The organism is Mycobacterium sp. NGS18 (assembly GCF_059813185.1).
On sequence record NZ_JCALEC010000009.1, the window covers coordinates 38,179 to 50,792 of the forward strand.

Genomic DNA, 12,614 nt, shown 5'->3' on the forward strand with positions numbered 1-12,614 from the left:
CGGCCCCGGCGTCTCCGCCGCGGCCTGAACCGCGAATTCCGCCGACCCCTTGGGTCGTGTCGGGCATCCCGGCAGGAGAAAATCATGGCTTTTGTTGTCACCCACTGTGTTTCGACGAACCATGGCTCGCTGGTCCGTCAGGCCGGTCGCCGCATGGCCGGCTGGCTGCGCCCCTTGGGTGCTCGGCTGGAGATGGGCCCGCAGCAGCGCGCCGAGCGCTACGTGGCGCACATGCCGACGGCCGTGCTGGGCGCCTGCTAGAACTGCGCAACCACGGCGACCCGCTTCACCCGGCTCCGCCGTGCTTGCGATCGCGGTTAGGCCTGGACGACGATCGGGTCGCCCAGGTGCACGGTGTCGAAGTACCACGCCGCGTTGTCCGGGCTGAGGTTGATGCAGCCGTGACTGACGTTCGAATACCCCTGCGAGTCCACCGACCACGGCGCCGAATGCACATACACCCCGCTCCAGGTCACCCGGACCGCGTACTCGCCGTTGAGCAGGTAGCCCTCGGGGTCGTTGAGCGGAATGCCGATGGTGCGCGAATCGAACTTGATCTTGCGCTCCTTCGACAATGCGGTGAACGAACCGATCGGGGTGGGGCGCTTGGGTTTACCCATCGATGCCGGCATCACCCGCAGGGTCTCGCCGTTGACGCTGACGGTGAAGGTGTGGTCGGAGATGTCGGCGACCCCCAGCACCGCGTCACCGGTCTCGAACCCCGTCGACATGCCGTGGGCCTCCACGCTGATCGTGCTGTGCGGTGACCAGTAGCCGTCGGGAACCCACTGCACGACATCGTCGCTAACCCATTCGAAGTGGCCGGCGGAGTTTCCCGATGAGGCGATGTGGATGCCTCGCTCAGCACCCGCCCGGTCACCGACCGGCCCCGCGAACCGCACGATCACCGGGTAGGCCACCCCCACCACCGCACCGTCGGCGGGCTCGATCGCCGCGACGGCGAACCCCGGTGCCGGTGTCGGCTGGGCCGCCTGGCCGATACCGGTCGACGCCCCCATCACCAGGGCCACTGACCCGGCGATCGCCATAATTCCCCGCCACACGCTGTACATGGCATCCATTGTGCCAAGCGCCAGGGTGCGGCGCAGATTTAGCGATTCTCCGCCGGTGCCAGCAGGCTGCCCCAGATCGCCTTGGTCCCGGATTCGCCGATGGTGTGAATCGCGTACATCGACCCGCCGGCCAGCGCGATCACCACCACGACGATCCCCAACCGCAGCACCGGCGCCACCGCGCCGCCGCGGGAGAGGGCCACGTGCAGACCGGCCAGCAGCGCCGCCGCAACGGCCAGCCCCAACGCCATGTAGAGGCCGTACTCGCCGGCGGCCATGTGCCTGTCGAGGTCGGGCGACCCCCCGATCTTGCCGGTGTCGGCCAGCCATTCGCCGGCGTTGACCGTCGCCGGGGTGACCAGCAGCGTCAGGCCCGCCAACATCGCCACCAGCCAGACCAGCCGCCGTCGCGCCGCCGGCCACACCGCGCACATGATGAGCAGGACCGCGGTCAACGGCACCAGCACCACCACGAAGTGCAACAGCAGGACATGTGCGGGCAGCCCGGCGATAGTCGTCATCGGTGTCCTCTCGATTCGGCCCCGCCGTTTCCAGCGCGGATCAGGCATTGCTGTAAGCGTGCGCGGCCGCCGACTCCGACAGCGGCTCGTAGCGGGCGAACCCGCGGGTGAACGAGCCGGCGCCGTGCGTCAGCGAACGCAGGTCGACCGCGTACCGGATCAGCTCGGTCTGGGGCACTTCGGCTTTCACCAGTGTGCGGTCCGCACCGACTTTATCGGTGCCCACCACCCGGGCGCGGCGGGCCGACAGATCGCCCATCACCGCACCGACCAGGTCGTCGGGCACCAGCACCGTGACGTCGTCGATCGGCTCGAGCAGCCGCACCCGGCCGGCTGTCGCCGCGTCGCGCAGCGCCGCCGCACCCGCCATCTGGAACGCGAAATCCGACGAGTCGACGCTGTGCGCCTTGCCGTCGAGCAGGGTGACCCGGATGTCGACCACCGGGTAGCCCTCCTCGCCGGCCTCGCCGGTGAGACCGCGCTCCATCTGCGCACGAACGCCCTTCTCCACGCTGGGGACGAATTGGCGCGGCACCGAGCCGCCGACCACGCGGCTGACGAACTCGAAACCGGAACCTTGCGCCAGCGGTTCGACCTCGATATCGCAGACCGCGTACTGGCCGTGCCCGCCGGATTGCTTGACATGCCGGCCGTGTCCTTTGGCCTTGGTGGCGAAGGTCTCCCGCAGCGCCACCCGCAGTGCGACGGTGTCCACCGCGACCGCGTAGCGGTTGGCCAAACTGTCGAGCACGATGCCCGAATGCGCCTCGCCCATGCACCACAGCACCGTCTGGTGCGTCTCCGGGTTCTGTTCGATGCGCAGGGTCGGGTCTTCGGCAGCCAGCCGCGCCAACCCGACCGACAGCTTGTCGTCGTCGGTTTTGGCGTGGGGCTGCACGGCGATCGGGAGCAGCGGGTCGGGCATGGTCCACGGCTTGAGCACCAGCGGCTCCGATTTGTCCGACAGCGTATCGCCGGTCTCGGCCCGGCTGAGCCGGCCGATGGCACAGATGTCGCCGGCCACCACGACCGGCGCCGGCCGCTGCTGCTTGCCGAGCGGGAACGACAGCGTGCCGATGCGTTCGTCCTCGTCGTGGTCGGCATGGGTGCTCTGTGGGCCGAAGATCGCTGAAAAATGCCCCGACACATGGACGGTCGCGTCGGGGCGGAGACTTCCGGCAAAGATTCGGACCAGACTGATCCGGCCGACATAGGGGTCTGACGTCGTCTTGACCACCTCCGCCAGCAGCGGTTCGGCACAATCGCAGCGCAGACCATGATGGGGTGCACCCTGCGGGGTGAAGACCTCCGGCAGCGGGTGTTCCAGCGGCGACGGGAAGCCGCTGGTGGCGACGTCCAGCAGTTCGGTCAGGCCGACCCCGGTGGTGCTGCATGCCGGGATCACCGGGAAGAAGGAGCCTCGGGCGACGGCCTTTTCCAGATCATCGATCAGTGCTGCGCGGTCGATCTGTTCCCCGCCCAGGTAACGCTCCATCAGCGACTCGTCTTCGGACTCTTCGATGATGCCCTCGATCAGGGCGCCACGCTGCTCCTCGACCGCCTCGGCGTGCGCCGCATCCGGGCCCAGCAGCCCGATCAGTGCGTCGCCGTCCGGAAGATACAGCGGTAATACCTTGTCGCCGAACGCGGTTTGGGCGGCGGCCAGCACCTGCGGGTAGTTCGCCCGAGCGTGGTCCAGTTTCGTGACGACCACCGCACGGGGCATGCCGACCTGATCGCACTCCTGCCACAACGATTTGGTCGGTTCGTCGATCGTCTCGTTCGCGGCGATGACGAACAGGGCGCAGTCCGCGGCGCGCAATCCGGCCCGCAGTTCACCGACGAAGTCGGCGTACCCCGGGGTGTCGATCAGGTTGACCTTGACGCCGGCATGCGGCAGGGAGGCCAGCGCCAGTCCCACCGACCGCTGCTGGCGGATCTCGGCGTCGTCGTAGTCACAGACGGTGTTGCCGCCGGCCACCGACCCGGGCCGAGCCAGCACCCCGGCCGCGACCAGCAACGCATCGATCAGGGTGGTCTTTCCGGCGCCGGATGGGCCGACTACCACGACGTTACGGATGGCGGCGGGGCTGTCGGCGGGCGGCGCCGCCGCGTGTCCCGGCGTGGTCGTCTTGTCTGCCATCGGTGCCGCTCCTGGTGTCCGGCATGCTCTGAATAGCCAGCCTTCCCCCAAGAACCGCCCAGCACAAGGAATACGGGGAAAACGGCGAGCGGGTAGGGACTACCGGCTTTGTTCGCGGGCTGATCGCACCAATTCCACGGTGGCGGCGCGCAGCTCATCGATCGAATCGATCGGGCGCCGGTAGCCGACCCGGGTGTAGGCCACCCCGCGTTCGGTGACGACCTGGAGGTCCAGGCCGTAGCGGTCCGCGCCGGTGCAGGTCGCCTCGGTGGTGTCAGGGTATCCGCCCAGCGCCTGTGCCATCGCCACCAATGCCCCGGCGTGGTCGGCGTTGAGGTGGGCGATGGCGCCGGCCGCCTGCGGGGCGACCGGATCCGGTTGCGCGGCAAGGTAGTCCGTGCCGGTCGCCGAATCCATCCGGCCATATCCGCCCACCCAGCGCGCCCGCTGCACCTGCAGCACCCACAGCGAGAAGTCGCTGTAGTCGATGTAGTACTTGCCGGCCGGCACCTGCGCCAAGTAGGCGTGGCGCGCCGCGGCGTAGTGGTCGCCGGCGGGCTGATAAACCGCCCCGGCCAGCGTGACGCGGCCGCTCGCCAGCGGGTCGGCGTGCGCGCCGGGCTCCACCACGGCGAGGCTGGCCCGCGGATCGCGGGCCAGGTTGCGGCCGTGTTCGGCCAGCTGCGACACGCACAGCACCGGCGCGCCACCCAACAGCGCATAGGTGACCAGCGACGCCCACGGGTCGCCGTCGGAGGTCAGCGTCGCCAGGGTGGCGGCGTTGGTGGCGGCGGTGATCGTGCGGGCCTCTTCGGCCGCCGACGGCCGGGCGTCGTTCGCCAGGGGCGTCAACGCCGGTGGCACCGAGGGCGCATCGCCCGGGTCGCCGTGATCCCGGTTGGCCATGCCCGGCACAGTACCCGGTCAGGCTCGCCAGGATGCCCAGTGTTCGACGGCGATCGTGATCACCGGCCCGGCCAAGGCAACCGTTTGGTACTGCGGATACTTCGCCCGCAGGGCCTGGTAGCCGGTCGCCATCGCCGCGCCGTCGTGGTGGACCGTCGCCGTCCCGTCGGCTCGCACCCACCACAGCTGCGACCAGTCGTCGTCGTACTGATCCACCAAGACGCTGACCCGCGCATTGTGCTCGATGTTTCTCAGGCGGCGCAGCCGCTTGGTGGTCTTGGGCTTGGCATCCACCGCGGTGTAGATCACGTCGTCGAGCAGGGTGAACACCACCGGCACCAGGTGCGGGGAGCCGTCGGGCGCCACGGTCGCCAGCCGCGCCACCCGGCCCCGCGCAAACCGGGCTTGCGGGTCGAGACCGCCCATTGCGCCAGCCTACGGCCATCGCTTGGAGCCAGAACCGGTGGTTCCGCTAAGCTTGCTGTGTTTGTTTCGCTAACCCGGCATGAGCGGCGCGCGGGGATTTGGCGGGGCGCCTGCACCTGACCCTCAGGAGGTAACCCAATGAGCGGATCGCATCGCCCTAGCCGGTGGTGGCTGCTCAGCGTGACAGCGATGGTGGCCGGGCTTGGCCTGGCCACGGCGCCGGTTCAGGCGGCGCCGTCGCTGCCCAAGCCCCCGCTCGACCCGTCGGCGGCGGTCGCTCAGGTCGGTCCCGCGGTGGTCAACATCGACACCCAGATGGGTTACCAGAGCGCGGTCGGTGCCGGAACCGGCATCGTCTTGGATCCGAACGGCATTGTGCTGACCAACAACCACGTCATCGCCGGGGCCACCGGGCTCACGGTGGTGTCGGTCGGCAACGGCCAGACCTACGAGGTCGACGTGCTCGGCTTCGACCGCAGCCACGACGTGGCGGTGCTGCAGCTGCGGGGTGCCTCGGGCCTGCAGGCGGCCAACATCGGCGACTCGTCGCGGGTCGCCGTGGGTGACCCGGTGGTCGCGATGGGCAACGCCGGCGGCCAGGGCGGGACGCCGAGTGCGGTGCCCGGCAACGTCATCGGTCTCAACCAGACGGTGTCGGCCGCCGACGAGCTGACCGGCAGCACCGAGACGCTGAGCAACATGATCAAGGCGGACACCGCAATCCGCCCCGGCGACTCGGGCGGTCCGATGGTCAACGCGGCCGGCCAGGTGATCGGGATGAACACCGCGGCCAGCGACAACTACAAGTTCGCCCAGCCCGGCGGCGAAGGCTACGCGATCCCGATCAACCAGGCGATGGCCATCGCCAACCAGATCCGGTCCGGGGTCTCCTCAGCCACCGTGCACATCGGTGAGACGGCGTTCATGGGTGTCGGCGTGATCGACAACAACGGCGGGGCGCGGGTCGCGCAGGTGCTCGACGGCACCCCGGCCGCCGCCAGCGGCATCGCCAAGGACGACGTCATCACCTCGGTCAACGGCCGGCCGGTGAACTCGGCCACCGATCTCACCGACGTGCTCGACCAGCAACACCCGGGCGACACCGTCAGGCTGACCTGGCGTACCCCGATGGGCGGCGAGCACAGCGCCGAGGTGACCCTGGTGCCGGGCCCGGTCGGCTGAGCTAGGTAACCCCATCAGTTCCAGGCGCGCGTGATACGTCGGTACTACGACAGCGAAACCAAGCTGTCCTGGGTGCTTGCCGCCCTGGCCGGGGTGCTGGCGGCCACCGCATACACCCATTCCGAGGGCTACTTCGTCACGTTCATGACCGGCAACGCCGGACGTGCGGTGCTCGGGGTGTTCGACGGTAACGAGTGGCTGTCGATCTCGGCCGCCGCACTGTTGTTCTCCTTTCTGGCGGGTGTGGTGATCGCGTCCCTGTGCCGGCGCCGGGTCTGGCCTCAGCATCCGCACGGCGCGCTGCTGCTGACCGCGACCGCGCTGCTGACGGCGACGCTGGTCGACTGGCTCGTGGAGGGCGGGCCGACGCTGCCGCTGCCGCTGCTGCCGATCCTGCTGGTCGCGTTCGGAGTCGGCGCGCTGAACACCACCTTCGTGCGCGACGGCGAAGTGTCGACGCCGTTGAGCTACGTCACCGGCACGGTAGTGAAACTGGGCCAGGGCATCGAACGCCACCTCAGCGGCGGAAGCGTTCACGACTGGCTCGGGCACTTCATGCTCTTCGCCGGCTATGTCTCCGGGGCGGTCGTCGGCGGTGTCATCAGTCTGGTGGCCGGTGGCACCTGGATGCTGGGTATCGCCACGGTCGTCTGCGTGCTGGCCACCGGCTACACCTACGGCTACGTCGATCGCCGGGGGATGTGGCAGTAAAGGCGGCGCAAACGCCGAAACCGGCGTTTCGCAGACCCGCTCTCGGGCTTCTTCTGCAAAACGCCGGTTTCGGGGGATCGATCAGGTCGGGTCGACGCCCACGCCCAGCACTCGCTGGATGTCGGGCTTCATCGCGACCAGCTGCTCGTTCCAGTACGGCCAGTCGTGCGTCCCGTTGGGCGGGAAGTTGAACACGCCGTTGTTGCCGCCGGCAGCCATGTAGTTCTGCTGGAAGGTCTGGTTGGTGCGCAGCGTCAGGCTCTCCAGGAACTTGGCCGGCATGTTGTTGCCGCCCAGATCGCTCGGTGTCCCGTTGCCGCAGTACACCCAGACGCGGGTGCGGTTGGCCACCAAGCGCGGAATCTGCAGCATCGCGTCGTTACGCTTCCAGGCCGGGTCGGACGACGGGCCCCACATGCTGTTGGCGTTGTAACCGCCGGCGTCGTTCATGGCCAGCCCGATCAGCGTCGGCCACCAACCCTCGGAGGGGTTGAGGAAGCCCGAAAGCGCTGCGGCGTAGGGGAACTGCTGTGGGTAGTAGGCCGCCAGGATCAGCGCCGAACCGCCCGCCATCGACAATCCCACCACGGCGTTGCCGTTGGGCGAGACGCTCTTGTTGGCCTGCATCCAGGCGGGCATCTCCCGGGTCAGGAAGGTCTCCCACTTGTAGGTGTAGTTCTGCCCGTTGCCCTGCGACGGCTGGTACCAGTCGGAGTAGAAGCTGGACTGTCCGCCCACCGGCATGATCACCGACAGGCCCGAGCCGTAGTATTCCTCGAACGCCGGGGTGTTGATGTCCCAGCCGTTGAAGTCGTCCTGGGCGCGCAGCCCGTCCAGCAGGTAGACCGCGTGCGCGCCGCCCGGCTGGAACTGCACTTTGATGTCACGGCCCATCGACGCCGAGGGCACCTGCAGGTACTCCACCGGAAGCCCCGGGCGGGAGAACGCGGACGCGTCGCCCGAGCCGCCGGTAACTCCGACGAGACCGGCCAGCAACGCGGCCCCCACCGCCGCGACCCCCAGCCGGCGCGGTAACCGACTGGCCGCGTGACGCAACTTCTCTACGCTCTTCATAGCTTGTTTCCCATCCCAATGGTCGCTCCGCAAACTGCGGAATGATGCCTGGTTTTGTCCTACTGCGGGAAGTCAAACACGGTGCCGGGCCGTGTCCTGTTCGCCGCCACGGCTTTTCATATCGCGGTTCGGCAACGATTGGGAATCGGCGCGGACTCGCTCCCCGCCGAGCCGCTATCGGGGTAGGCCTATAGTCGACGTAATCATCGACGCAAGGAGCAGGTCATGCAGCCGACTGCGCCGCGACCGCTGTCCGGGGTGCACGTCATCGAGATCGCCAGTTTCGTCGCCGTGCCGCTGGCCGGAATGACGCTGGCACAGCTGGGCGCCGACGTGGTGCGGGTCGACCCGGTCGGCGGGGCGGCCGACTACCGCCGCTGGCCGGTCGCCGAAGACGGCACGTCCATTTACTGGACCGGGCTCAACAAGGGCAAGCGTTCGGTGGTCGCCGACCTGCGCGCGCCGGAAGGGCAGCACCTGGTGCAGCGCCTGATCGCCGAAAGCGGTGTGGTGCTGACGAATATGGCGGGCCGGCAATGGCTTTCGTTCGACACTCTGGTGTCCGAACGCCCTGACCTGATCCACCTCGAGGTGCTCGGACGCGCCGACGGCTCGACGGCCGTCGACTACACCGTGAACGCGGCGACCGGCTTTCCGCTGGTGACCGGCCCGGCGGCCTATGGCGCACCGATCAACCACGTGCTGCCGGCGTGGGATATCGCCTGCGGGCTGCACGGCGCGCTGGCGGTGGTCGCTGCGCTGCACCGCCGGGACCGCACCGGCGAGGCCTGCCGGATCCGGTTGGCCTTGGAGGACGTCGCGTTGGGTACCGCCAGTGCGCTGGGTTTTCTCACCGAGGCGATGGTCAACGGCACCCGACGGGAGCGCATCGGCAACGCGCTCTATGGCCAGTACGGCCAGACCTTCACCGGCAGCGACGGGGCGTCCTTCATGGTCGTCACGCTGACCGACCGGCACTTCCGGGACCTGACCGAGCTGACCGGAACCACGAAAGTCATTGCCGCACTGGCCCAGGCGCGCGACATCGACTTCACCGATGAGGGCCAGCGCTTTCGGCACCGCGAGGTGCTGACCGGGCTGTTCAACGGCTGGTTCGCCGAGCGGACCGGCGCACAGATCGAAGCGGCCCTGGGCGGCACCTCGCTGCTGTGGGACCGCTACCGCAGCTTCGCCGAGGTGGCCGCCGACGAGCGGCTGCACGACAACGCGATGTTCACGGCGCTGCATCAGCCCCGGGTCGGGGACTACCTGGCGGCCGGGCTGCCGGCGTCCCTCGACGGCGCCCACCCGCCCGCGGTGGCGGCGCCGGAGCTGGGTGCCGATACGGGGCAGGTGCTGGCCGAGCTGGGAATGAGCATCGACGAGATCGACCGACTGCGCCAAAACGGCACGGTGGCAACGGATTAAGTAAGGAGTGACAGCAGGTGCGTACCTTCCGATCGATCGAGGAACTCGCGGCATGCCAGGGCGAGCCGATCGGCCAGAGCGACTGGGTGACCATCACCCAGGATGCCGTCAACCTGTTCGCCGACGCGACCGGTGACCACCAGTGGATTCACGTCGACCCCGAGCGGGCCGCCGGCGGGCCGTTCGGGACCACGATCGCGCACGGGTATATGACGCTGGCCATGCTGCCGCAGCTGATGCACCAGATGTACCGCCTGGAGGGGGTCAAGCTGGCGATCAACTACGGACTGAACAAGGTGCGCTTCCCGGCGCCGGTGCCGGTCGGTTCCAAGGTCCGGGCCCAGACCTCCGTCGTCGAGGTGACCGACGCCGGCGGTGGCGCCCACCAGGTGACCTTGTCGACAACGGTGTCCATCGAGGGCGGTACGAAGCCGGCGTGCGTCGCCGAGAGCGTGGTGCGTTACATGCTCTGATTGGGGCCGTTCTTGGTGTCCCGGCCGCCGGGCCGCGAGGAGAAGTGCCGCGCGACGATCGCCGCGATCTGCAGGAAGCGACGGCGGGTGGCCGGCGCCATCTCGCTGGTCAGGTCGATCACCCCGCCGGGCCGCAGGTGCGGGTCGAAGGGTACCTCGACCACCGCCTGACCGTGTTGGACGAACTGCGCGGTCAGCGCCGAGCGGGTTCGTTTGTCGGCGTGGCCGTCGGAGTCGTTGAGCACCACCACGGTGCGCTGCAGCAGACCGCCCTGGCCGCGGTCGGCCAGCCACTCCATGGTCTTGGCGGCCGCGCCGGCCCCGTCCGCCCACGGCGAGGACACCACGATCAGCGCGTCCAGGTCGCGCAGCGCCTCCTGGGTGACCGGCGAGTCCATCGTCGAACCGCAGTCGATGATCGAGATGGTGAAGTGCCGGTCCAGGCGCAGCGCCGCCTCCCGGTACAGCGCCGCGTCGAGGGTCCGGCGCCCACCCGCGGCCGGCTCGCCGATCAGCACGTACAGTCCCGCGGCGTTGGCACCCACCCGGCTGCTGATGTCGGCGAACGACTGCATGCTCTGATCGGCGGCCAGGTCCCAGTAGGAGCTGGTGGCGCGCGGGTCGATGCGGCTACCGAGGCGGCCGAAGGCGGTGTCGGCATCGACGGCCACCACGTGGTCGGCCCGGCGCAGCGCAGCGAACACCGAGCCGACGCTGGCCGCCACCGTCGTCTTGCCCACGCCGCCCTTGCCCAGGACGCCGACCTTGTAACTGCCGTTCGGCATGGACCGGATGGCCGCCTCGTAGGCGGCCTCCTCCCGCTCGGCCGGTGATGGACCCAGATTGACCAGCCCCAGCGTCGCGGACAGCACCAGGCGCCGCCAGCCGCGGGCCGGGCGCGGCCGGGACGGGGGACCCGGAGGCGGGTGCGGGTAAGGCGGGTGCTGCTGTGGTGGCGGTGCCCAAGGTTGGTGCTGCTGCTGGTACTGGTGCGGTGCGGGCCGACTGCGCGGGAAGTCGTCGTCGGGGTTCATAGGCTCCTTGAGGCATACGGCTACGGCACGGCCAACTGGCCCAATAGTCCTGCAGCTTAGTCGCGGGGGCGCCGATACCGGGTCAGCCTCGGGTCAGCTGTGCTCAGCAGTCGTAGTACAGCGCGAACTCGTAGGGGTGCGGGCGCAGGTTGATCGGGGCGATCTCGTGCTCGCGCTTGTAGTTGATCCAGGTTTCGATCAGGTCCGGGGTGAAAACGCCGCCTTCGGTGAGGTATTCGTGGTCGGCTTCGAGGTGGTCGATCACCTGGGACAACTGGGTGGGCGCCTGCGGGATGTCGGCGGCCTCGTCGGGCGGCAGTTCGTAGAGGTCCTTGTCGACCGGGGCGGCCGGCTCGATCTTGTTCTTCACGCCGTCGATGCCGGCCATCAGCATGGCGGCGAACGCCAGGTATGGGTTGCCCGAGGAGTCCGGGCAGCGGAACTCCAGCCGCTTGGCCTTCGGGTTGGTGCCGGTGATCGGGATGCGCACGCAGGCCGAGCGGTTGCGCTGGCTGTAGACCAGGTTGATCGGCGCCTCGTAGTGGGGCACCAAGCGCTTGTAGGAGTTGATGGTGGGGTTGGTGAACGCCAGCAGCGACGGCGCGTGGTGCAGGATGCCGCCGATGTAGTACCGGGCGGCGTCCGACAGCCCGGCGTAACCGGCTTCGTCGTAGAACAGCGGTTCGCCGTCCTGCCAGACCGACTGGTGGACGTGCATGCCGGAGCCGTTGTCGCCGAAGAGTGGTTTGGGCATGAAGGTGACGGTCTTGCCGTGCGCCCAAGCGGTGTTCTTGATGATGTATTTGAACCGCATCAGGTCGTCGGCGGCGTGCAGCAGCGTGTTGAACCGGTAGTTGATCTCGGTCTGGCCGCCGGTGCCGACCTCATGGTGGCCGCGCTCGACCATGAAGCCGGCGTTGGTCAGGTTGGTGGTCATGGCGTCGCGCAGGTCGACGTACTGGTCATTGGGCGCCACCGGGAAGTAGCCGCCCTTGGGCCGGACCTTGTACCCGAGGTTGGGGCTGCCGTCCGACTCGGTGGGCCTACCGGTGTTCCACCAGCCGGCGACCGAATCCACCTGGTAGGACGAACCGTTGATCTGCGAGTCGAAGTTCACCGAGTCGAAGATGTAGAACTCGGCTTCGGCGCCGAAGTAGGCGGTGTCGGCGATGCCGGTGCTGGCGAGGTAGCTCTCGGCTTTGCGGGCGATGTTGCGCGGATCGCGCGAATAGGGCTCGCGGGTGAACGGGTCGTGCACAAAGAAGTTCAGATTGAGAGTTTTGGCCGCCCGGAACGGATCGATCCATGCGGTGTCCGGGTCGGGCAGCAGCAGCATGTCCGACTCGTGGATGGACTGGAAGCCGCGGATCGAGGAACCGTCGAACGCCAATCCATCGGTGAAGATGCTCTCGTCCAGCGCCGATGCCGGGATCGAGAAATGTTGCATCACACCTGGCAGATCGCAGAACCGAATGTCGACATACTCGACCGACTCTTCGGCGACGAGCTTGAATATATCGTCGGCCATCGTGGTCTCCTTTGCGCGCAGACAGCCAGACGATAGGCAATCCACATTTCCTGGACATCATCTGGTTATTGCGTGCAGGTAACACAAAACGTGAGTATGAGCATTTGCTCAGCAG

At 68.3% G+C, this 12,614-nt stretch carries 13 protein-coding genes; 5 read left to right on the forward strand and 8 right to left on the reverse strand.

Going from position 1 to position 12,614, the window contains the following annotated elements; translation table 11 throughout:
- Positions 1 to 84 precede the first annotated feature (84 nt).
- Positions 85 to 261, forward strand: a complete 177-nt coding sequence (locus AC5Y31_RS16760) for a hypothetical protein (protein ID WP_499981667.1) — start codon at positions 85 to 87, stop codon at positions 259 to 261.
- A 56-nt stretch (positions 262 to 317) separates the two neighbouring features.
- On the opposite strand, the gene AC5Y31_RS16765 is transcribed toward AC5Y31_RS16760, so the two are convergent.
- The 5 genes from AC5Y31_RS16765 to AC5Y31_RS16785 form a co-directional block, all read right to left on the reverse strand.
- Positions 318 to 1,073, reverse strand: a complete 756-nt coding sequence (locus tag AC5Y31_RS16765; protein ID WP_499981669.1) for a L,D-transpeptidase — start codon at positions 1,071 to 1,073, stop codon at positions 318 to 320.
- Between the two features lie 38 nt (positions 1,074 to 1,111).
- Positions 1,112 to 1,594, reverse strand: a complete 483-nt coding sequence (locus AC5Y31_RS16770) for a hypothetical protein (protein WP_499981670.1) — start codon at positions 1,592 to 1,594, stop codon at positions 1,112 to 1,114.
- Positions 1,595 to 1,634: 40 nt separating this feature from the next.
- On the reverse strand, positions 1,635 to 3,737 hold the full coding sequence (locus AC5Y31_RS16775) for an elongation factor G-like protein EF-G2 (protein WP_499981671.1): 2,103 nt from the start codon (positions 3,735 to 3,737) through the stop codon (positions 1,635 to 1,637).
- 99 nt (positions 3,738 to 3,836) lie between these two features.
- A complete protein-coding gene (locus AC5Y31_RS16780; protein ID WP_499981673.1) occupies positions 3,837 to 4,643 on the reverse strand; it encodes a HugZ family pyridoxamine 5'-phosphate oxidase in 807 nt (268 codons plus the stop codon).
- Between the two features lie 18 nt (positions 4,644 to 4,661).
- Entirely contained in the window at positions 4,662 to 5,069 is a 408-nt protein-coding gene (locus AC5Y31_RS16785; RefSeq protein ID WP_499981674.1) for a TIGR03668 family PPOX class F420-dependent oxidoreductase, read from the reverse strand.
- 138 nt (positions 5,070 to 5,207) lie between these two features.
- Between AC5Y31_RS16785 and AC5Y31_RS16790 the strand changes: the two genes are divergently transcribed.
- Positions 5,208 to 6,251, forward strand: coding sequence for a S1C family serine protease (locus AC5Y31_RS16790; RefSeq protein WP_065024787.1), 1,044 nt, complete (start codon positions 5,208 to 5,210; stop codon positions 6,249 to 6,251).
- A 30-nt stretch (positions 6,252 to 6,281) separates the two neighbouring features.
- A complete protein-coding gene (locus AC5Y31_RS16795) occupies positions 6,282 to 6,962 on the forward strand; it encodes a YoaK family protein (RefSeq protein WP_499981676.1) in 681 nt (226 codons plus the stop codon).
- Positions 6,963 to 7,043: 81 nt separating this feature from the next.
- Here AC5Y31_RS16795 and ag85C read toward each other — a convergent pair whose 3' ends face one another.
- Entirely contained in the window at positions 7,044 to 8,036 is a 993-nt protein-coding gene (gene ag85C / locus AC5Y31_RS16800; RefSeq protein WP_065024785.1) for a diacylglycerol acyltransferase/mycolyltransferase Ag85C, read from the reverse strand.
- 225 nt (positions 8,037 to 8,261) lie between these two features.
- On the opposite strand from ag85C, the gene AC5Y31_RS16805 reads away from it, so the two are divergent.
- The gene (locus AC5Y31_RS16805; protein ID WP_499981678.1) at positions 8,262 to 9,464 is read left to right on the forward strand and encodes a CoA transferase; all 1,203 of its coding nucleotides are present in this window, start codon (positions 8,262 to 8,264) and stop codon (positions 9,462 to 9,464) included.
- 17 nt (positions 9,465 to 9,481) lie between these two features.
- On the forward strand, positions 9,482 to 9,937 hold the full coding sequence (locus AC5Y31_RS16810; protein ID WP_064853767.1) for a MaoC family dehydratase: 456 nt from the start codon (positions 9,482 to 9,484) through the stop codon (positions 9,935 to 9,937).
- Here the strand turns inward: AC5Y31_RS16810 and AC5Y31_RS16815 are convergent.
- Together AC5Y31_RS16815 and glnA are read right to left on the reverse strand one after the other, a co-directional pair.
- Positions 9,925 to 10,971, reverse strand: coding sequence for a MinD/ParA family ATP-binding protein (locus AC5Y31_RS16815; protein WP_499981679.1), 1,047 nt, complete (start codon positions 10,969 to 10,971; stop codon positions 9,925 to 9,927). The genes AC5Y31_RS16810 and AC5Y31_RS16815 overlap by 13 nt on opposite strands.
- 103 nt (positions 10,972 to 11,074) lie before the next feature.
- Positions 11,075 to 12,499, reverse strand: a complete 1,425-nt coding sequence (gene glnA, locus AC5Y31_RS16820) for a type I glutamate--ammonia ligase (RefSeq protein WP_065024782.1) — start codon at positions 12,497 to 12,499, stop codon at positions 11,075 to 11,077.
- Positions 12,500 to 12,614: the final 115 nt, after the last annotated feature.

Bases quoted from the DNA above. Each gene is read 5' to 3' on its own strand.
- AC5Y31_RS16760 (WP_499981667.1), top strand. From the start codon at position 85: ATGGCTTTTGTTGTCACCCACTGTGTTTCGACGAACCATGGCTCGCTG.
- AC5Y31_RS16765 (WP_499981669.1), bottom strand. From the start codon at position 1,073: ATGTACAGCGTGTGGCGGGGAATTATGGCGATCGCCGGGTCAGTGGCC.
- AC5Y31_RS16770 (WP_499981670.1), bottom strand. From the start codon at position 1,594: ATGACGACTATCGCCGGGCTGCCCGCACATGTCCTGCTGTTGCACTTC.
- AC5Y31_RS16775 (WP_499981671.1), bottom strand. From the start codon at position 3,737: ATGGCAGACAAGACGACCACGCCGGGACACGCGGCGGCGCCGCCCGCC.
- AC5Y31_RS16780 (WP_499981673.1), bottom strand. From the start codon at position 4,643: ATGGCCAACCGGGATCACGGCGACCCGGGCGATGCGCCCTCGGTGCCA.
- AC5Y31_RS16785 (WP_499981674.1), bottom strand. From the start codon at position 5,069: ATGGGCGGTCTCGACCCGCAAGCCCGGTTTGCGCGGGGCCGGGTGGCG.
- AC5Y31_RS16790 (WP_065024787.1), top strand. From the start codon at position 5,208: ATGAGCGGATCGCATCGCCCTAGCCGGTGGTGGCTGCTCAGCGTGACA.
- ag85C (WP_065024785.1), bottom strand. From the start codon at position 8,036: ATGAAGAGCGTAGAGAAGTTGCGTCACGCGGCCAGTCGGTTACCGCGC.
- AC5Y31_RS16805 (WP_499981678.1), top strand. From the start codon at position 8,262: ATGCAGCCGACTGCGCCGCGACCGCTGTCCGGGGTGCACGTCATCGAG.
- AC5Y31_RS16815 (WP_499981679.1), bottom strand. From the start codon at position 10,971: ATGAACCCCGACGACGACTTCCCGCGCAGTCGGCCCGCACCGCACCAG.
- glnA (WP_065024782.1), bottom strand. From the start codon at position 12,499: ATGGCCGACGATATATTCAAGCTCGTCGCCGAAGAGTCGGTCGAGTAT.